Source organism: Bacillus cereus group sp. MYBK108-1 (genome assembly GCF_051917185.1).
Taxonomy (GTDB): Bacteria; Bacillota; Bacilli; order Bacillales; family Bacillaceae_G; genus Bacillus_A; species Bacillus_A cereus.
Window position 1 is genome coordinate 115,406 of sequence record NZ_JBQAHZ010000009.1, and the last position, 20,470, is coordinate 135,875.

Below are 20,470 nucleotides of genomic sequence, written 5' to 3' on the forward strand. Positions count from 1 at the left end.
ATTTCTTAGCTATACTGATGACATAAGCACCCTTTTACTATTTATGAAAACTTCATTTTATTTATTCTTACTTTTATGTTGGGACATATTTCATGCTTCGCTTTATATTTGATACAATCAATACAAAAAACATAATACGGGAATCCGTACATTTCAAAGTCTAAGAGGAGGTTATATTTTGTTGGATTACATTTGGCTAGATGACAAATCACCAATTTTAGAACAACTACAAAGAAACTTTAAATCTGCAGCTATATTGCTACATCCTTTTATCCAAATGCCTTTAGGATGGGAAAAGTCTGTGAGAAAAAGACCATATGAGCACATCTATCCTAGCGCTGAAGAAATCATTTATAATGGGAAATCCGTTTCTTGGAAGGAAATGATGTCTTGTAGTGGATTACATTCATACGCAGACCTAGCAATGGCCATGTTGACTTCCATTAGTGCCCTTTCAGAAGAATATAAAAGAGAGGATTTAGCTGAAAAGCTACATTCAAACTTAAAAAAAGATCTTTATTATCCAACAGAAGATTATACATCTATATTTTTATTACACAAATTACTTAAACTCCTCGGTTCTAAAGGTGCAAAAAATCTATATTTCTCTGAACCAATTCTTGATACAAACGGATTATTACAGGTAAATAATACTACTCCATTAGATATTTGGGACATTAGCAATAATGAGTTAATTATTACTGGCGAAGATAATGAGTATGCGTTTATGAGTATATACGATTCCTTTACAACCTTATTATTAGCTAAAGAAGAAAATATAGAATATATTGTTCATTCAATGAACGTTGAAGCTATCATTTGTGACAAAAAAACGATGATTGATTGGTATTTTTAAATTAGTAATTTCTTAAACTATAAAAAAGAAACTTGCGCTTATACACAAGTTTCTTTTTAAAAACATCCTTATTTTTTCACAACTTCATGTCCACCGAACTGATTACGTAATGCTGAAACTACTTTTCCATGGAATGTATCATCTTCCTGAGAACGATAGCGCATAAATAATGACATAGCGATAACTGGTGCTGCAGCTTGAAGTTCAAGTGCAGTTTCAACAGTCCATTTTCCTTCTCCTGAAGAGTTCATTACACCTTTAATGCCATCTAGTTTCGGATCTTCTGCAAATGCTTTTTCAGTTAAGTCCATTAACCAACCACGGATAACTGATCCGTTAGCCCATACTTTTGCAACATCTTCATAATTGAAATCAAAGTCACTCTTATCTAGTACTTCAAATCCTTCAGCGATTGCTTGCATCATGCCGTACTCAATACCGTTATGAACCATTTTCAAGAAATGACCACTACCAACACGGCCAGCATAAGAATAGCCATTTTCTACTGCTAAATCTTTAAATAAAGGTTCTAATTGGTCGTAAATTTCTTTTTCTCCACCAACCATTAAGCAAGCACCGTATCTAGCTCCTTCTACACCGCCTGATGTACCGATATCTACATAATGTAATCCGAAGCTTTTTGCTTCTTCAGCACGGCGTAACGTATCTTTATAGAATGAATTTCCGCCTTCAATAACGATATCACCTTCATCTAATAATGGATATACATCTTTTAGTACTGACTCTACAACTTCTCCTGCAGGCACCATTACCCAAATTGTACGAGGAGCTTCTAGTTCAGCAATCATTTCTTTTAATGTATGACGTGCAGTAATTCCTAGTTTTCCTGCCTTTTCAACAAGCTCTTTATTTACATCGTATACAACTACTTCATGCTTGTCTTCATATAAGTGTTCAGCTAATGGAAATCCCATTTTTCCTAATCCAATTAAACCTAGTTTCATATTAATCAATCTCCTATTCTATACAAATATATTTAATATCGAAATTAGCCCAAGTGCTACTACAGATAATATAGTCTCCATTGCAGTCCATGTTAATAATGTTTCTTTCACAGTCATTCCGAAATACTCTTTAATCATCCAAAATCCTGAATCATTCACGTGTGATAAAATTAATGACCCTGCACCAGTTGCAAGTGCTAATAATTCAACATTTACACCTGGTGTGCTTGCTGCAATCGGCGCAACAATACCAGCTGCTGTCATCATAGAAACAGTTGCCGATCCAGTTGCAATTCGGATTAGTGCCGCAATTCCCCACCCTAATAATATCGGTGAAATATGTGATTCTTTCGCCATATCTGCAATTGTCGTTCCAATTCCAGAATCTAATAATACTTTATTAAATGCGCCGCCTGCACCAATCACTAACAATATGTTTGCAATAGGTCCAAGGCAATCATTTGTAAATTGTAACACTTTATCTTTTGAGAAACCTTTTGCATATCCAAGACTAAAGAAAGAGTAAATGGTTGCAATTAATAAAGCCACAATCGGATCTCCAATAAAGTGTAATACTTGTGCTAGTTGACTCGTTTTATTTAATGCAACTTCTGCTATTGATGCACCAAGCATAAGAAATACTGGAAGTAAAATTGTAAACAATGTATTCCAAAAGCTAGGAAGCTCTTTTTTATTATCTTTTTCAACAAATTGCTCCGCTATATCTAATGGTACTTCCTTATGTATACGAGCACCAATCCATTTCCCGTAAAGTGGACCTGAAATAATTGCAGTTGGAAGTCCGACAATTAACGCATATAAAATTGTCTTCCCTACATCTGCTTTAAAAATACCAACTGCCGCCATTGCCGCTGGATGCGGTGGAACAAGTCCGTGTACGACTGACAGTCCTGCTACTAGCGGAATACCAATTGTAATAAGTGATACCCCAGTTTCTAACGCAATTGTAAATACTAACGGAATTAATAGTACAAATCCAACTTGGAAAAATACCGGAATCCCTACTAAAAATGCAACGAACATCATCGCCCAGTGAACTCGTTTCTTCCCAAAACGATTAATTAATGTGTTAGCGATACGTTCAGCACCACCAGATTCGGCCATCATTTTTCCAAGCATCGTTCCTAGTGCTAAAACTATTGCTAAAAACCCTAATGTATTACCAAGCCCTAGTTTAATAGAATCAATAATCCCTGGATCTTTTGGTGAAGTTCCAATTAAAGGCATTCCCATTGCTAATCCTACACCAATTGCTGTTAAAATTAATGCGACAAATGGATGCCATTTTACTACCGTAATAAGTAAAAGTAGTATGACAACTGCCGCTAGTACGATCCCAACTACCATTTCTCCCAATCCCCCTATTGTTTACGTTGGAAAGCAGCTATACAATCAAATTCTTCTTTCAAGCGATTGTAAAGTCGTTCATACATATAAAACATTTCTAAATATATAGCCGTATTTTCTTTATTCGGTACATGGTGATGGACAATATCAATCCAATCCTTTACCTCTTCAAGAGAATCAATTTTTCCTACAGCATATAAAGCAACTGCCGCTGCCCCAAGCGCAGATGCTTCATGACTTTCAGGTACAAGCAATTCTTTTCCCATCATATCGGACAACATTTGTCTCCAAAATGCAGATTTTGCAAACCCTCCTGAAACTCGTATTTCAGTAAGTGGCCCTGTACAATCCCTGATTGCGAGTGCTACTGAATATACACTCATACAAACACCTTCCATCACTGCACGTATAAAATGTTCTCGCTTATGTTGAAGATTGATTCCAAAGAATGTACCACGAGCATTTGCATTCCAGTAAGGTGCGCGTTCTCCAGATAAGAAAGGTAAGAACAATAGCCCATCCGCTCCAGCTGGTACGCTTTCTGCATATTTAATTAATAAATCATAAGGATCAATGCCGAGCTTTCTTGCTACTTCTTGCTCTGGACTACCAAATTCATCACGTAACCATCTCAGTAATATTCCGCCGTTATTCGTTGGACCACCGATTACCCAGTGCTCATCTGTTAATGCGTAACAAAACGTTCTCCCTTTCTCATCTGTATTTATATTTGATGAGATTGTTCGAACCGCACCACTCGTTCCAATCGTAATTGCAGCCGCACCCGGTGATATCGCACCAACTCCTACATTTGCAAGAACCCCATCACTTGCTCCGATGACAATTGGTGTTTCTGCACTTATCCCCATCTTCTGTGCTAACTCTGGCTTCATACCTGATAAAATATATGTAGTTGGTACAGGGGTTGATAATTTTTCTGATGACATATGTAACATAGTTAAAACATCTTCATCCCAGTTTAATGTTTCTAAATTAAATAACCCTGTAGCAGAAGCAATCGAATAATCAACTACGTAGCGTGAAAATAATTGGTAAATCACATACTCTTTAATGGAAATGAATTTATAGGCACTTGTATATAACTCTGGTTCCTCTTCTTTCATCCATAACAATTTAGAAAGTGGTGACATCGGATGAATCGGTGTACCTGTACGTCTATAAATTTCATGCCCATTCATTTGTTGTAATAATTTTTCTGATTGCTTCGTACTTCGATTATCTGCCCAAATGATAGAACGCGTTAATGGCGTACCATTTTCATCTACTGCAATTAATGCGTGCATAGCTGTACTAATACCGATTGAAGAAATATCTTCTGGTAATACATTACCTTTTTCAATGGCAACGCTTACACTTTTGTATACAGCGGCACATATTACATCAGGATCTTGCTCAGCCCATCCTACATTCGGTTGAATAATTGGGTAATCGATTGCATGTGATGCAATGACTTTTCCTTTTTCTGTGAACACAACCGTTTTTGTACTTGTGGTACCGATATCAATCCCGATTACTCTCCCCCTTGTTTCCATGCGAATCTTCCCTTCATTACTAGCAAAATACGATTTAGTAAACCGTTTACATGAATTAGTATATAAAATATTTTTTCATTTATCAAGTTATAAAAAGAAAATTTTTTTCATACCAAAAATAAATCCCCTCATTCCATTTCACTTATATACTAAATTTAGCTTTTCCATGCGGTAAAATTACGTTATATTCGTTACGCAATACACTCTTTCCTCTCATTAACAACACATACATAATCCTCCATACGTTCTACTTATTTGCTTGAAGAAAAAGTTGAAAAGCAATATTCATTTTTAGCGGTCACGTAACATCACCATCAAGCCAAGAAAAGTAACTAACCGCAGAATGAGAATTCTGTGCATTTTACTCATATTTATTGTTTTAGGTTCACTAGTCTTTTATCTTGATAAACATAGAGCGTGGCCCCCTACTATCACTTTTTTATCTTGTAAATATATCTTGCATACTATAAAACCGAAAAGTATTTTTATTTTTCAGAAAAATAAAAATAATAACACGAAATTTATTGTATAATGTTGTAAAAAGATGTCGGAGGGATTTAATGTTAAATAAAATATCTCAATTCACAATTAAGCTTTCATCAATTCTTTTATCACTCTTACTATTATTAAATTTACCTTATTTATTTATCACTCAACAAGGATTTACCTTTCAACCAATTTATTTTTTTAATCAGACCGTTACTATGTTAAAACAAGTTTTTTCCCCTGAATCATTAGTGATTATAGGATCAGACCCGAAGTTTGGCCATTTCAAAAAAACACCATTATTTCCAACTGTTTTAGAACCTTACCTATATTCATTTACTATATTATTTTTAGCCTTTTTTCTTGCTCTCTTTTTATCATCTAGCATGGCATTTTTTTATTTTTTAGCAAAAGATTATATAAAAAAATGGATAAACCGAATTGTGTTCATATTAGAAGCTGTCCCTGATATGATGATGATGATCTGTTTGCAAATATTTTTCATATGGGTACTTCAGAAATTTGGGGAATCTCCTGTCACTATTATTTCCTTTAATGAAAATCGAGCTTATTTACTCCCTATTTTATCATTAGCTGTCTTACCTACATTACAAATGTTTCGGATGATGGTGTTATACATAAAAGAAGAGCAAGGAAAACATTACGTAGAGGTTGCATATGGAAAAGGCCTTTCATCAAGTTATATACTATGCATTCATTTATTCAAAAATATATCTATCCACTTCTTCCACCATTTAAAAACGATTTTTGTTTTCTTACTTTCTAATTTATTCATTTTAGAATTTGTTTTTAATATGGAAGGCATTATTCAATTTTTATTTAATAAGGCGTTTGTTTCACCTCCAGCTGCATTTATCATACTTGTTATGATTATTTTACCATTTTATGCTATTTTCCAAATAGTCTCATTCATGATGAATAGATGGAAAAAGCAATTGAAAGGAGTATCATTATGAAATCTATTTGGAAATCAAAACGCTTTTTAATCGGCTTTACTTATCTATTCATACTTATTTCAGCTAGTTTTATTTATAGTTGGTTCTTTAAAGATAACATCCCAAAACCTCCTCAGTTACTTTACAATGACAATAACGAATTACTTGGAAAGGCCCCCTTTCCGCCATCGTTAATTCCACCTTTTGGATCTGATCGTTTTGGAGAGTCTGTTTTCTTACAAATTGTAGAAGGAGCAAAATTCACTATTTTATTAGCCATGGCAATTAGCTTCTTTCGAATTTTATGCGGAACATGTATAGGAATCCTCTTAAGTTTATTTGCTCCAAAACTCAAGAGATTTTTCCAGTCATGCTCAGAAGTTTTTTATTACATTCCAACTCTATTTATCGCATTCATACTCATCACGCCCGTTAATATTATAATCACATCAAATGCTGATGGGGTAGATCCAAATATTTCATTTACGTTTTATCAAGTACTCGTACTTATTTTCGTCGCTCTGCCTACACTTTCTTTATACATATCCTCAGAGGTTGATGAATTTATGAAACAAGATTACATCTTAAGTTCACAATTACTGGGGGCTAGTCGTTTTCATATTATAAAAAAACACTTACGAGTCTTATTACTTGACCGCTTATTTGTATTATTTATGGAACATATCGTCCAAACACTCATACTCGTTATCCATTTAGCGTTGCTTAACATTGTAATTGGCGGCATACAAATGCGTGAACTCTATGACGGAGTGCTCAAACCTGTTTCTCTATCTAATGATTGGGCAGGTCTTATTGGATTAAATCGTAATGAAATGAATCTTTCATGGTGGATTATTTTTTATACTCTCGCTTCATTCTTTATTACGATTCTATTTATTAAGCTTATGACCATCGGGATTCAAGATGCACTGAAAGCAAGAGATTCGCAAATTGTAGCAATTCAAAACGTTCCAGATCATAAAAAATTTGTTAAACATAAAGATTCCTTTTCGTTTGCAAATAAAGTAAACCTTTAATCATTTCTCATTAATGAAGTATTAATTGGCATCGATATTAGTAGAAAATAAAGAAGATGATCCCTATTAAATACAGGGATCATCTTCTTATGCTGTCTAACTTTTTTACATGTCCTTTGCTAGACTCATGTTTTTTATATTTAAAGTGAATTATTTGCAATCACAATTATGTTTTTTAAAATCAATTACCATACGCCCTTGAATTCTACCTTGTTCCATTTCTTCGAATACATTTTGTACTTTATCTAGCGAACAAGTTTGAACAACCGGCACTACTTTTCCTTCTGCCCCAAACATAAACGCCTCTTCCAAATCTTTACGAGTACCAACTAGAGAACCAACTACTTCAATTCCATCCAGTACAAGTCGTGGGATGTTTAAGTCCATTGTTTCTACTGGTAGCCCTACTGCAACTACTTTACCGCAAGCACGTACTGCATCAACTGCTGAGTTAAAGGCTACTTTAGAGACTGCTGTTACTACCGCAGCATAAGCGCCACCAAACTTCTCTTGCACAATTTTATCAGCAGGACCTTGAGAAATTGGATTGATAGTCATATCAGCACCAACTTCTTTCGCTAAGGCTAATTTATCGTCATTAATGTCTACTGCGATTACCTTTGCACCAAATACATTTTTAGCATATTGGATAGCTAAGTTACCTAATCCACCGCAGCCATAGATTACAATAGGTTGACTAGGTTTAATATCTGATACTTTAATAGCTTTATATGTAGTTACACCAGCACAAGTAATTGATGATGCTTGAGCAGGATCTAATCCTTCTGGTACTTTTACCGCATAATCAGCTGTAACGATACATTGTTCAGCCATACCACCATCCACTGAATAACCAGCGTTTTTAACTTCACGGCAAAATGTTTCTCTACCAGTTACGCAATATTCACAACGTCCACAAGATTGGAACATCCATGCAATACTTACACGGTCACCTATCTTTAGTGAAGTAACATCATCAGCTATTTTCGTAACAATACCTACACCCTCATGACCAAGAATACGGCCATCAGTGTTACCAAAATCATGATTCGCAACGTGTAAATCAGTGTGGCAAACTCCACAATACTCTACATCTACTAACGCTTCACCTGAGTGTAACGGACGTAATTCTTTTTCAATCACTTCGATGTTTGCTTTGCTGTTTTTATTAACCACTACTGCTTTCATATGTGATCTCCCCTTTAGTGTTTTAGCATTTTAATGAGTTTATCTCACAACTACTTTCTTCACTACTTTGGCTAGTTATTGTACCAAATTTAAGTGTTCAATCATCATTACATCTTCATCATAACATGACACTTCATAAACAATTTGTGAAATTATGAACAATATTTGAATTATTACATAAATCGGTCTTTATTTTAAATTTTTAAAAATGAGAGTTTATCACTGACTATAAGTAAGTCATACATTTCTAAAAGAAAATAAAGTAACAAACTTCTCATCGATAAAAAAGCTCTTCACTCAATATTTTCTATATTTAAACACTTAGTTTCACAGTAATAGCCTTTGCCACCAACATAAACTTTTTCTATTTTATTCTTGCTATTGGTTGCTAATTTAACTAATATTTCGGAAGGCGAGTGTAAAGAATAACCTTGTTCAAATACATAGACTTCTTTTTGCAAATAGTGCTGTTCATAAAGATAGCAAGCTAATGCACCGTTTGAAGTTCCAGTCGCTGCTTCTTCATTAATGTCGTATAGTGGAGCAAAATTTCTGCATATAATTCGATTGTCATTAAAAGTATATAAATGCATCCCGACAACATTATAATACTTGCTGATTTCTTTAATTTTTTCAAAATTAGGTTGCAGTGCATGTAATTGTATTTCGCTTTTTATAGGAATTAAAATATCTTTTAAGCCAGTGGAGACAATTTGAATTGGGTATTTATTGTCTATATCTTTACTATCAAAACAGTCGGTGAACTCGTTTGGAGATACAACATCATAGAATCTCGGTTTATTTTGTTCCATGAATATGATGTCATCTTTTATAGTGATAGTAAGAACACCGCTGTTCGTTTCAATCGTATAGCGATTCCTGAAAAGTTTATTTAAATGCATCAGTATCGCGAAAGAGCCAATTGTGGCATGACCACATAAATCAACTTCTTCTTTTGGAGTAAAATACTCAAATTTATAATCAGCAATTTCAGATTCTGATATAAATGCGGTTTCCGCATAACCCAGTTGTTTGGCTATTTCGATTTTTTGAGTAGTGGTCAATGTATTTGTATTCTCAATAAATACCACTCCTGCTTTATTTCCGCCTTTATGCTCCTTGCTAAATGCACTTGCAACATAAACAGATATTTTCATAAGACATCTTCCTCACTTATAGTAAATTATAGTATAGAAAGCACTACATATAAATTCCATTGGATAAATTATCCCTAAAATAAGAAACAAACTATTTTTAGCATTTGAACTCTCCAAAAATAGTTTGTCTACAGTCTGAAAGCTCTTCATTTGAAGAGCTTTTTTTATATTCGCTTCATCGAAATCGTTTCACGTATACTTTGTAAATTTTTTAGAGTTTCCTCTTGTCGCTGCAACGACAACCCTACATACAAAGTATCTAATAAGCTTAACTGTGCTAATCGTGATGAACTTGCTTCTGTGCGGAATTCAGTCTCACGTGTTGATGTATATAACGTTATATCAGCAAGTTGACTTAATGCTGATTTCTTATAGCTCGTAATCGCAATAATTTTGGCTCCTCTTGCTTTCGCTACTTCTAACGCTTCAAGTAATCCTTTATTGCTACCAGAATGAGAAATACCAATAACAACTGAATTTTCTGAGAGTAAACCTGCTCCCATAATTTGAAAATGCGAATCAGTATGAGCGATACAAGAAATACCCGTTCTCATAAACTTATGATACGCATCCATTGCAATAATACCAGAGCCACCATTTCCATAAAACTCAATTCGACTTGCTTCTTGTAAGGCTCGTACAGCCTGCTCAAGTGCCGTTTCATTAAGCAAATGTAAAGTATCTTGCAGTCCTGTAATATGCGAATGAAAAACTTTTTTAGCAACAGTTACCATACTATCTTCTGCTGATACCTCTTCATGAATATTTTGCATCGGTGTATGTACAATTTCACGAGCTAATGTAATCTTTAAATCTTGAAAACCTTGCAAACCAAGGTTTTTACATAAGCGGAATATCGTAGCTTCGGAACTATTCGTAACTTCAGCTAATTCTGTAATAGATTTATGTACAACATCTTGTGGATGTTTCAAAATATGTTCGGCAATACTTCGCAATTTCGGTGATAAACCATTTAACGAAGCCTGAATCTTTCCAATCCCACTTCTTGTACCAGGCATAGCATATCCTCCCCTTCCATCGTAGCTTTATCCTGTAAAAACCGATTAGTTAAACTAATCATCAGTGGGGATGGTCCCCCACTGATTAGAGTTTCACTTTATTGTACCTAATTATCGAAAGAAGAAAAACCTATATTAGGGATTACTATAAATTTTAATTGCTCCTATGTATTCTGTCATACGATATAACAGAATTATTCATGCTTATGAATAATTCTCTCCATGTTTCACTGCGTATAATGCGGCTTGCGTACGATCATCCACTTCCAATTTAGCTAAAACGTTTGAAACGTGTGTTTTCACAGTTTGTTCTGTAATATGAAGTTCTGCTGCAATCTCCTTGTTGCTTCTTCCTTTCGCAATTTCGCGAAGTACCTCTTGCTCTCTTTTCGTTAACATTGAAAAAGGATTTTCTACTTCCTTCTTTACTGCAGAACGCCCCATTAATGCAGGTGTTACTTTCGGGTGAAAATTCGCATTTCCTTGATGTACTGCAATAATAGAAGCGACAAGTTGCTCAGGTTGTACTTCTTTTAATTGATAACCATCTGCTCCAGCTTCAAGTGCTGGTATAACATAATCTTGCTCTGAAAAACTACTTAATATAAGTACCTTTATTGTCTCATCATATTGCTTTAGACGTTTTGTTGCCTCAATTCCATCCATTTTCGGCATCGATACATCCATTAGTACGACATCTGGTCTTTCTTTTTGCATGAAATGTAATGCCTCTTCGCCATTTTCCGCTTCCCCAATAATTTCAAATTCTTCTCTCGTTTTCAAAAAGAATACAAGTCCTCTTCGAACGATATGATGGTCCTCAACTAGTAGCAGTTTAATCTTCAACCTTATTCTCCCCTTCAAATCGGCAATTGAATTTCTATTTTTGTACCCTTTTTCAGCTCTGTTATAATTTGAAACGATCCCTTCATTAACTGAATACGTTCCTTCATACTTTTCAGGCCAAGTGCTGATTCCCTTACTTGTTCTTGTATAAATCCTATTCCATTGTCTTCTATATAAAAATGTAACTGGTTATTTTCTATTTTCAAAAGAATATGTACCTTTTCACACGAAGCATGCTTTTTACAATTATGTAGCGCCTCTTGGCTAATACGCCATAAAACTTCTTCTATTTCATCCCCAATTGAAACCATCCCATCAATTCGAACTTCCACTTGAACTCCTAATAACTTCCCGTAATTTTGAATTGCTTCTGCTAATCCTTTCTCCAATCCTTCAGGTCTTAATTGCCAAATTAATAGCGTCATCTCTTGTAATGCTTCTTGTGATAATTCCCCAATATAACTTAACATCTCTTGCAATTCTCTATCTTGCGTCATATTCAGAGTACCTTTCGCTGTTAGCATAATAGAAAATAACAATTGTTTTACTGAATCATGTAAATCACGTGCAAGTCGATTTCTTTCCGCTACCACTACATATTTACGTTCTTTCTCAACTAATTGAATACGTTGTATTGTCGTTCCAATTTGAAATGCAATTGATTCTAATAACGCTAACTCTTCCTCAGAAAAATGAGTCTTATGAGGTGCAGCCACATTTAGTAGACCAAATTTTTCTGATCCAGACCTAAGCGGAATTGTCGCATGATGTGTAACATCTTCTGTCTCTCCCCAATTACATTCAATTGCATCTTCTATTCGCTTACATTCAATAATATTAGTCGCTTTTTCCAATCTCCCATTCACAAAACGTTCTACACACCAACAGTTTCCTTCACACATCGGCTTCTTCTTTTGCCACGTAAGAGCCTCTGGTAAATTTTCGTCTACAAGCATGCTGTGCTTTCCACTTTCATCAATAAAGAATATCCACCCTGTTTGTAAATTCATTACTTGTAACAATGTATGCAACACTTTTTCTAACATATCCTGTAAGTTTGTTGCTTCATTTAATAATTCAGCAATTTCTTTTAATGCTTCTAAACGACGCATCTCTTTTTCTTCAAAGTTCATTCTCATCACCAACTACAATTATAACATTAAGAAATTTCTAAATTCTATAAATAAAAAAAGAACCGAATTCCTTCAGCCCTTTCTTTATATCAATCATTTTATTATTGTTATTCTATCCAATGTTGGAAGCAGAATTTTTGTTAACAAACGATTCTACTTTAGCTGTCCGATAAAGATTGTCCACCATGGATATGCTGTAAACCTTCAGTAGTAACAACCATATTCGCTGCTGGCATTTGCACTTGATTCTTATGGAACATAGACATTAATTCAAATCTTACTTGTCTAGAAGTTTCAAAATAATCTTCTGGCTTTATTAAACCTGTAATACAAAATTCATAGCCAACATATTTCAAGTTAGGATTTAAGTCTGTAACACCGACGTATTTAAATGGTTCAACAGCCTCATCCTCTACTCTATAAAGAGTTTGATTCAATTCTTCATTGCATATAACACATACTTCTTCTAACAATTCCTTCACTCTTGTTGGATCTTCCTGATAACTTACCGTGATGCGTTCAATTACACGCATCCATCCTTTATTAAAATTTTGTATCGTTCTAATCTCTCCGTGCGGGATGGTAAGTAGTTTTCCTGACCATTCACGAATTTGCATAAAACGAATACTAATCTCTTCAATAGTTCCTGAATTTGTTCCGTTAAAAGTTACAAAATCACCAACCCGAAACTCTTTGTCCGCTAATCTTGCAAAGCCTAATATAACATCTTTTAGCATCTGTTGTGCAGCAAAACCGATGACAACTCCAGCTATCCCTGCACCTGCAATAATACTTTTTATATCTACAAATTGGCTAATTAAATATATGATAAGACTGATGATAATGATATATCTAAAAATAGATCGAATTACACTTTGAATCGTCTGCTCTACCTCTTCATCAAAAAAGCTTGATTTCCTAAAAAACCAATCAATAATACGGTTTATTACAAAAGAAATAATGATTAAAACTAAAGCAAATAGTAAAAATCTTAAAAGTAAAAACTCTCTTACATAATTAAAAAATTCTTCAGTATACGTTAATAAGCTCATTTAACCACTTCCTTACTAATTAAAAAATTCATAATCGCCTAAGTTTGTTCCAGAAAAATCTATTATCCTAATCTAAAATGCCACTATCCTTACTATGTATTTTGACTCTATTACTAATTCACCTTAAACAGTATGTCTAGGTGTTCTTTTTCCTTTCCCTTTAAATATACCCTTTTTAATAACCTAAGGGGGAGCGAATCGTGAAATTTTTTTATACGTTAAAACTTTATTCATCTCATTACGATTTCAACTCATTTATTCATTAACTACGTAAAAAAAGAGCTGAATTTATCAGCTCTTTTATTCAATATTAATTGTTGTCTTACTACTTTTTTCTTCTTTCAATTTTGGCAATTCAATTGTCAGTACGCCATCTTTATAATTTGCTTTAACATTTTCTTCCTCAACTTGTTTAAAATTAAAGCGTCGAGTTACAGAACCTATAGAACGTTCTTTACGAATATATGTGCCATTCTCATTTTTTTCGTCTACTTCATTATGATTCGTTGCTTGGATCGTTAATATATCTTGTTCAAAATCAACTTGAATGTTTTCTTTTTGAAAACCTGGTAAATCTGCTTTCACAGTATATTTACCAGATTGCTCATGAACATCTACTTTAAAAGTATCCATGTTCAGTGGCTTAAAGAAAGCATCTGTCATCCCTTCTAATAAAGAAGGCCCAAAATCAAAAATGCCATTTTGACGTTTTGTTATCTCTGGAAATAAATTACGCATATTTTTTCCTCCTTATTATTTATGAATGAAAGGATTATCTCTTTCTGCCTTTATTATAACATTTGGTCAAAAAAGGTCAAAGTTTTTGTTTGACCTTTTTTGATGTATATTTTACCAAATAAAACAAATAAGTTATATGTCATCTCTCCCCTTATAAAGAGGAATATATTTACATAATAACGAATAGTTTATTTGCTCTTATTTTTTCTTACGGAGGTTACATACAATGGGATATATTGAAGAACTTAGAAAAGTTGTCGGATCAAGACCACTCAATCTAGCAGGAGTTGCTGTAGCTGTTTTCAATGAACATGGACAAATAAAAGAGACCTTTTTTAAAGGCCTCTTTTTTCACTTCACTTCTGCATGTAAGCATGACTTAAGATGTCCAAGTGCATATTCATGCCCTTGTGCATTAAAAGATGCAACCGCCTTTTCATAAACAACAATTTTAAACCCTTTATTATAAGCATCTACTGCTGTATGAAGAACACAAATATCAGTACAAACACCTACAAGATGAACTTCTTCTATTCCTCTTTCTCTTAGCTTCATCTCTAAATCCGTTCCAGCAAACGCACTGTATCGCGTTTTGTCCATATAATATACATTCTCTGCATTTTTATATGTTTCGTACACATCTTGTAATTCACCAAACAAATCTCTTCCACTTGTACCAGCTATATTATGAGGTGGGAATAACTTTGATTCTGGATGATATGCATCATTTTCTTCATGTTTATCAATAGCAAAGACAACGTAATCTCCATTTTCAATATATTGCTTCGTTATATGTACAATTTCCTTCTCAATTTCCTGTCCTGGTTTCCCGCAAGTTAAAGCACCCTTTTCCGCTACAAAATCATATGTATAATCAATATTAATAAGAGCTCGTTTCATAACCACTATCTCTCCTTCTTCTGTTTCACAGTAAACAATAGAAAATTTGTTATTACGACATCGTATGTACTATTCGACATTTCAAATGAAATACCTACATTTTTCTTCTGAAACTTACCTTAGTCCGAGTTTATCATATAATAGATAAACAATGGTAAAACAAATAGCTCCTATTAACAAGTCATGAATTTGATAATTGAGCGTTATTTGCATAAACTCTTGTATCGTAAACCAAATTACTGCCATCATTAGGCTAATCAAAATGATACGAATACACCGATTCACGTATTCAACCTCTTTCTCTGTCATAGTAGTAACAAGTGATTACTTCCTATTTAATCGTATTAGAAAATGAAATAAGTTATTCACTCTTGCCCACTTTAGTCCAAACAAAAAAGCACACTACTTTTTGAGTAATGTACTTTTTATTCTTATTAAGACGCAGGTTTTGTCTCAAATGTTGCTTGATTAAAACTAATAACCTTTCCTTTCGGGTCATTGTTTTCATACTGAACTGCAGTAATTGTATGACTACCTGTTTCCAGCGTTTTTTCTTTTAACTGCACTGTTGTCTGCGTTGTACTAGTTACTTGATGTTTATCTGTATACATTTGATCTACAAATACGAATGTTTCTTTATCACTTTGAAAATTAGAAAGTTCTAATTCAACTTGCTGAATTAACGTATCCTTTTTGATGAATACAGTCGGTATATTGCCGTTTTCAGAAGTACCATCTGGAGTAATAACTTTTACTTTCCCTTCTCCAATTGACATTGCTCCTTCAGGAAATACAACCATATTCTCATCACTTGCGTTTACAACTTGTTCTTCCTGTTTTGATTGCGCGTCCTCTTTTTCCTGTGGAGCACCGCAACCAACTAATAACAATACAGACAATCCAGTGATTATGAATTTTTTCAAAATTCATCCCCCCTGTAACTTCATTATAATTTATTATACAAAAATAACTTTTAAATTTTGAGACTACTTTCAACACTTTCATGAACAAATAGAATCTTGCTCACGATTAATGTATCATACTTTCCTTAATAGAACATTAATTTTTTTTATGAAATAAATAGTAATTTCCTCTTATCTATCATTTTAGCCCAACATATGAATTACATACCCTCAAAAATAAAAAGACATTGTTAATTCAATGTCTTTTCTATACAGCAATTAAAAAACAAACGTTGTAATCTCATCTACTTCTTTTCTTGGAAGTTTCTTCGGTTTATCTTTCGGAAATCCGAGTGAAATAACCATATTTATTTGTTTTTCAGGCTCAACTTGTAAATATTGGCGCAGTTCATCTTGAGCTAGCAATACTGGCCCTGTCATTGGACAAGTACCAAGTCCCTTTGCATGTGCAGCTAACATTAAGTTTTGTGCCGCTAAACAGCTACTCTTAATGCCTTCTTCCTCCCAAACTGAATTTGGAACAAAAGCAATTGGATCAAATATCTTTTCACGGAACTTTGATTCATATGGTGTTGCCAAACATACGATTAATACTGGTGCCTCCGAGAAAGCTGTTGCATATGGTCCGAAAGAACGTGTAAGTAATTTCCCTGCTTTCTCTTCTCCATTTTCTGCTGCTTTTGCCGCAAGTTTATGTAATGCATCCCACGTCATTTGTTCAATTTCTTTAATCCTCTCTCGATTCATGATAACTAAGAATTCCCACGTTTGTGAATTCGTATCACTTGGTGCGTAACGAGCACAATCAATTATTTCTTTTATATCATTAGTAGATACTTCTTGATCTGTAAACTTTCTAACACTTCGTCTTCCGTGAATTACTTCTTTAAAATCTTCATAATTCATATATTAAATCCCCTTTTTACAGCGTTTTCAAAACTTGTCCTATGCTTGAATTATATCATGAAAAAAAGCCGGAAGAATACCAGCTTTTTTCTTCATGATTAATTTGTCACTTTAAACAAACGAATACTCTCTTCGTATGCAGCTTGTAGTTTTTTCGTAATTGGTCCTCTTTCACCAGCCCCGAACTGTTCATCACCAATTTGAACGACTGGGAATATTTCAAGTGGCGTCGCTGTAAAGAAGCACTCCTCAGCGTCATATACTTCTTGTAATGAAAACTCTCGTTCCTCTACATCGATATGTAACTCTTTCGCTAATGTAATTACATAGTGACGTGTAATACCATGTAAAATGAAATGATCCGCTGGATGTGTAATCAACTTATTATTCTTCACGATAAAGAAATTGGAATGACACCCTTCAGTCACAATACCATCTCGTACTAATATTGCTTCTTGATACCCTTGTTCATTTATTTTGTTTTTGATCATGATATTAGGAAGCAAATTTAAAGATTTTATATGGCAAAACTTCCACCTGATGTCCTCTTCTACTGTCACCTTAATCCCTGCCTCCATTGAAGCAACTGGTCTTGGGAACGAAACAAGATTTGCAAAATATGTCGGTTGTAAATCTGATTCATATACATGATTGCGCGGTTGTGCACCTCTTGATATTTGTAAATATACATTCCCATCTTCTTGAAATTGATTTTTTTCAATCATTTGATATAACTCTTCTACTAATTCTTCCTTCGTAAATGGTGGAATTAGTTTTATTTCTGCCATAGAGTTAAAGAATCGTTCCAAATGTAAATCTAATAAATGAGGCTTGCCATCGTATAGTCTAAATACTTCATAAATCCCATCACCAAATTGGAAGCCTCTCTCTTCTAATGCTACCATCGGCTGTTCTTCTTTCGTATTAATCATTCTCCCATTAAACAAGATCCAATCTTTATGAGTAGCTTTCATTCTTCCCCACTCCTTTATCACATGATTGATTTTATTGTACAACTTATGACACCCTGAAAGAAGGAATTTTCTGTATTTTCACAAACTAAAAATACATCACTTCGTAAAAGTGATGTATTTTATCATTTATTTAAGGAAATATTTTTCAATATCATCTAACATAAGGTTCGCAGCTTTAATACCGCCTGCTGTATTCCAGATTACCTCATCCACTTGGAATACTTTATTATTTTTAGAAGCCTGTAGTTGCTTAAAGAGTGGATCTTCTGTCCATTCCTTCGCTAACGAATTTCCTTCATTATTCTTATCTGCATCTTTATCAGACGTGAAATAGAATAAGTAGTCTCCGTCCATATTTGGAATCTGCTCTTTTGTAATTCCTTTTATCGCAAAATCATCTTTATCTTGTAATGGTGGTCGTTTAAATCCAATATCATTTAAAACAACGCCCGAGAATGAGTTTTTTTGATAAATACGAACATCACCTGGCACGAAACGAATAATAGAAACTTTAGAATTCAATTTATCGCCTAACTTCTCTTTCATTCCTTCAATGCGTTTTTTATAATCATCAAGAGCTTTTTGCCCTTCTTTTTCTTTATTTACAGCTTTTGTATAAAGTGTAAAGTTTTCTTTCCAATCACCGCGTAATGTTTCTGCATAAACAGTTGGTGCGATTTCTTTTAGCTGATCATATATTTTTTCATGACGCATTTTATTTCCGATAATTAAATCTGGCTTAAGCTTCATTACAGCCTCTAAATTAATATCACGTTCAGTTCCTACAACTTCCGTGTTTTTTAACTCTTTCGCTAAATGAGGATACCATTCATCACCAGCACGTGGTTTCGTAGTCCCCACTGGCGTTACGCCCACAGCTAGGAGAGCCTCTGCGCCTTCATTTGTTAAAACAACAACTTTTTTAGGTGTACCATTTACTGTCGTTTCACCCATTGCATGCTTTACCGTATATGAATCTTTTGCTTTCGCTGATATATTATTTTCTTTTTTCTCTTCTTTACTACATCCTGCAATTACAACCATGAGTATCATAATGCAGAACATAATTAGTTTTTTAGTATGTATCATATGTCCTCCCTAGATGAAATCGATTATCATTAACATTTAAAGATTAATGTATCTTACATACATTGTCAATGTATATCAGAAAACTTTTTTAATATATACTATTTAGATTCTATCCGCTTTTCTAATGTTTCTTTTTAAAACATAGTGCATAAGTATGAAAAAAATGTTGTTATTAAAATGCGTACCCTTGTTATACATAACAAGGATACGCATCCATATTGCACTATCATTTCAATTCCTAATATTGAGTATACTTAATATACGCTGAGTCATTATATACCCACTGATTTCCCCCAAGGTTTAACCAACCATTTTCATTTATATATACTAAATAAGATTCTGGAGAATTTAATTGGCGGATAACTGCAGATGTAGTTGATGGACCACTTCTTAAATTTACATTCATCCCTTGTATATATGCAACCCCAATCGGGCTTCCATCACTATTGCTTGTCTTTACAAAATTAATGTAAGAAGGATCATTATACACCCATTGTCCATTCCCCAAATCTAGCCATCCATTACTTTCTTGATATACAACGTAAGATTCTGGAGAATTTAATTGACGAATAACTGAGGAAGAAGTTGATGGACCATTTCTTAAATTTACATTTTTCCCAAGAACATAAGCGATTCCCTTCGTTTGAGGTGTCGGTTGTGGGTTAGGAGGTTGTGGATTTGGAGTTACTCCAAAAATAGCTGCTATTCCATTTGCATACGCTTGACTTAGATCTTCAATAAATTGTGGATTTTTTAATAAATTTGCATCAAAAGCTGTATCAATAAAAGCAGTCTCAGTTAAAATTGCATCCATTGCGGTTTCTCTTAATACCGCATAATTTTCTTTTTTTGCTCCTCGATCACGAAGACCATATTTTGTTAATACAGGATTGACAGCTGTATGCATTTTTTGTTGCTTTGCATATGCAGTGCTGCTATTGGATAACGCATTATAAATATAACTTTCAAAACCTGTACCCCCGCCGCTATTAATATGAAATGAAATAAAATAATCCGCACTGAAAGCATTAGCAATATTAGCACGTTCAGATAAAGAAATAAACACATCACTATCACGTGTCATTTTAATTGTAATTGGGTAATTTACCGTTAAAATGTCTCGAACGCGTCTAGCAATTTGAAGTGTTAAGTTTTTTTCTACTAAACCATTACCAACAGCACCAGAATCATATCCACCGTGCCCTGCGTCTATAACAAGTTTCATTTTATTGACCCGCCCCTTTCTTGTAATATGTTTGCATTTCTACTCGTCCTATTTTATGTAAAATGTACAAATTCTGTTACAATTGCAAATAAAAAAACC

The 20,470-nt window shown here is 34.0% G+C and carries 20 protein-coding genes and 1 pseudogene; 4 read left to right on the forward strand and 17 right to left on the reverse strand.

Features of this window, described 5'->3' with window-relative positions:
• Positions 1 to 178 precede the first annotated feature (178 nt).
• Positions 179 to 856: a DUF2711 domain-containing protein gene (locus ACTFSL_RS15005; protein ID WP_088338512.1), complete on the forward strand. Its 678-nt coding sequence runs from the start codon at positions 179 to 181 to the stop codon at positions 854 to 856.
• Between the two features lie 68 nt (positions 857 to 924).
• On the opposite strand, the gene gnd is transcribed toward ACTFSL_RS15005, so the two are convergent.
• From gnd to gntK, 3 genes are read right to left on the reverse strand one after another with little or no spacing between them, the layout of a single operon-like run.
• Positions 925 to 1,821, reverse strand: a complete 897-nt coding sequence (gene gnd, locus ACTFSL_RS15010) for a phosphogluconate dehydrogenase (NAD(+)-dependent, decarboxylating) (protein ID WP_000765995.1) — start codon at positions 1,819 to 1,821, stop codon at positions 925 to 927.
• A gap of 18 nt (positions 1,822 to 1,839) precedes the next feature.
• The gene (locus tag ACTFSL_RS15015) at positions 1,840 to 3,189 is read right to left on the reverse strand and encodes a GntP family permease (RefSeq protein WP_000260208.1); all 1,350 of its coding nucleotides are present in this window, start codon (positions 3,187 to 3,189) and stop codon (positions 1,840 to 1,842) included.
• Positions 3,190 to 3,203: 14 nt separating this feature from the next.
• Positions 3,204 to 4,742 carry a gluconokinase gene (gene gntK / locus ACTFSL_RS15020; protein ID WP_000450007.1) on the reverse strand — a complete coding sequence of 513 codons (1,539 nt, stop codon included), beginning with the start codon at positions 4,740 to 4,742 and terminating at the stop codon, positions 3,204 to 3,206.
• 560 nt (positions 4,743 to 5,302) lie between these two features.
• On the opposite strand from gntK, the gene ACTFSL_RS15025 reads away from it, so the two are divergent.
• Positions 5,303 to 6,205, forward strand: coding sequence for an ABC transporter permease subunit (locus ACTFSL_RS15025; protein WP_000932683.1), 903 nt, complete (start codon positions 5,303 to 5,305; stop codon positions 6,203 to 6,205).
• Positions 6,202 to 7,221 carry an ABC transporter permease gene (locus ACTFSL_RS15030; protein WP_000836565.1) on the forward strand — a complete coding sequence of 340 codons (1,020 nt, stop codon included), beginning with the start codon at positions 6,202 to 6,204 and terminating at the stop codon, positions 7,219 to 7,221. Before ACTFSL_RS15025 ends, ACTFSL_RS15030 begins: the two co-directional genes overlap by 4 nt.
• 150 nt (positions 7,222 to 7,371) lie before the next feature.
• On the opposite strand, the gene adhP is transcribed toward ACTFSL_RS15030, so the two are convergent.
• The 7 genes from adhP to ACTFSL_RS15065 form a co-directional block, all read right to left on the reverse strand.
• Positions 7,372 to 8,409, reverse strand: coding sequence for an alcohol dehydrogenase AdhP (gene adhP / locus ACTFSL_RS15035; protein ID WP_000649120.1), 1,038 nt, complete (start codon positions 8,407 to 8,409; stop codon positions 7,372 to 7,374).
• Positions 8,410 to 8,702: 293 nt separating this feature from the next.
• Positions 8,703 to 9,566: a PhzF family phenazine biosynthesis protein gene (locus ACTFSL_RS15040; protein ID WP_000704348.1), complete on the reverse strand. Its 864-nt coding sequence runs from the start codon at positions 9,564 to 9,566 to the stop codon at positions 8,703 to 8,705.
• A 164-nt stretch (positions 9,567 to 9,730) separates the two neighbouring features.
• Positions 9,731 to 10,585 (reverse strand): MurR/RpiR family transcriptional regulator, encoded by an 855-nt coding sequence (locus ACTFSL_RS15045; RefSeq protein WP_001119646.1) that lies wholly within the window; start codon positions 10,583 to 10,585, stop codon positions 9,731 to 9,733.
• Positions 10,586 to 10,789: 204 nt separating this feature from the next.
• Positions 10,790 to 11,431 carry a two-component system response regulator CasR gene (gene casR / locus ACTFSL_RS15050; RefSeq protein WP_000694623.1) on the reverse strand — a complete coding sequence of 214 codons (642 nt, stop codon included), beginning with the start codon at positions 11,429 to 11,431 and terminating at the stop codon, positions 10,790 to 10,792.
• Positions 11,432 to 11,445: 14 nt separating this feature from the next.
• Positions 11,446 to 12,543, reverse strand: coding sequence for a two-component system sensor histidine kinase CasK (gene casK / locus ACTFSL_RS15055; protein WP_170879395.1), 1,098 nt, complete (start codon positions 12,541 to 12,543; stop codon positions 11,446 to 11,448).
• 179 nt (positions 12,544 to 12,722) lie between these two features.
• Positions 12,723 to 13,616 carry a mechanosensitive ion channel family protein gene (locus tag ACTFSL_RS15060; RefSeq protein ID WP_000055427.1) on the reverse strand — a complete coding sequence of 298 codons (894 nt, stop codon included), beginning with the start codon at positions 13,614 to 13,616 and terminating at the stop codon, positions 12,723 to 12,725.
• 300 nt (positions 13,617 to 13,916) lie between these two features.
• Positions 13,917 to 14,354 (reverse strand): Hsp20/alpha crystallin family protein, encoded by a 438-nt coding sequence (locus tag ACTFSL_RS15065; RefSeq protein WP_001245055.1) that lies wholly within the window; start codon positions 14,352 to 14,354, stop codon positions 13,917 to 13,919.
• 226 nt (positions 14,355 to 14,580) lie between these two features.
• Between ACTFSL_RS15065 and ACTFSL_RS15070 the strand changes: the two are divergent.
• Positions 14,581 to 14,676: pseudogene (locus tag ACTFSL_RS15070) on the forward strand (DNA mismatch repair protein MutT); the annotation flags it as partial.
• A 29-nt stretch (positions 14,677 to 14,705) separates the two neighbouring features.
• Here the strand turns inward: ACTFSL_RS15070 and ACTFSL_RS15075 are convergent.
• The 7 genes from ACTFSL_RS15075 to ACTFSL_RS15105 all read right to left on the reverse strand — a co-directional run bounded on the left by ACTFSL_RS15075 (position 14,706) and on the right by ACTFSL_RS15105 (position 20,371).
• Entirely contained in the window at positions 14,706 to 15,254 is a 549-nt protein-coding gene (locus tag ACTFSL_RS15075) for a cysteine hydrolase family protein (RefSeq protein ID WP_098584533.1), read from the reverse strand.
• A 114-nt stretch (positions 15,255 to 15,368) separates the two neighbouring features.
• Positions 15,369 to 15,563, reverse strand: coding sequence for a hypothetical protein (locus ACTFSL_RS15080; protein ID WP_017674122.1), 195 nt, complete (start codon positions 15,561 to 15,563; stop codon positions 15,369 to 15,371).
• Positions 15,564 to 15,688: 125 nt separating this feature from the next.
• The gene (locus tag ACTFSL_RS15085; RefSeq protein WP_000713496.1) at positions 15,689 to 16,177 is read right to left on the reverse strand and encodes a hypothetical protein; all 489 of its coding nucleotides are present in this window, start codon (positions 16,175 to 16,177) and stop codon (positions 15,689 to 15,691) included.
• A 258-nt stretch (positions 16,178 to 16,435) separates the two neighbouring features.
• Positions 16,436 to 17,083 (reverse strand): nitroreductase family protein, encoded by a 648-nt coding sequence (locus ACTFSL_RS15090; RefSeq protein ID WP_440041933.1) that lies wholly within the window; start codon positions 17,081 to 17,083, stop codon positions 16,436 to 16,438.
• Between the two features lie 98 nt (positions 17,084 to 17,181).
• Positions 17,182 to 18,057, reverse strand: coding sequence for a D-amino-acid transaminase (gene dat / locus ACTFSL_RS15095; RefSeq protein WP_000648383.1), 876 nt, complete (start codon positions 18,055 to 18,057; stop codon positions 17,182 to 17,184).
• A 126-nt stretch (positions 18,058 to 18,183) separates the two neighbouring features.
• Entirely contained in the window at positions 18,184 to 19,146 is a 963-nt protein-coding gene (locus ACTFSL_RS15100; RefSeq protein ID WP_000581989.1) for an ABC transporter substrate-binding protein, read from the reverse strand.
• 238 nt (positions 19,147 to 19,384) lie between these two features.
• Complete coding sequence (locus ACTFSL_RS15105; RefSeq protein ID WP_000779892.1) at positions 19,385 to 20,371, reverse strand: N-acetylmuramoyl-L-alanine amidase; 987 nt, start codon at positions 20,369 to 20,371, stop codon at positions 19,385 to 19,387.
• Positions 20,372 to 20,470: the final 99 nt, after the last annotated feature.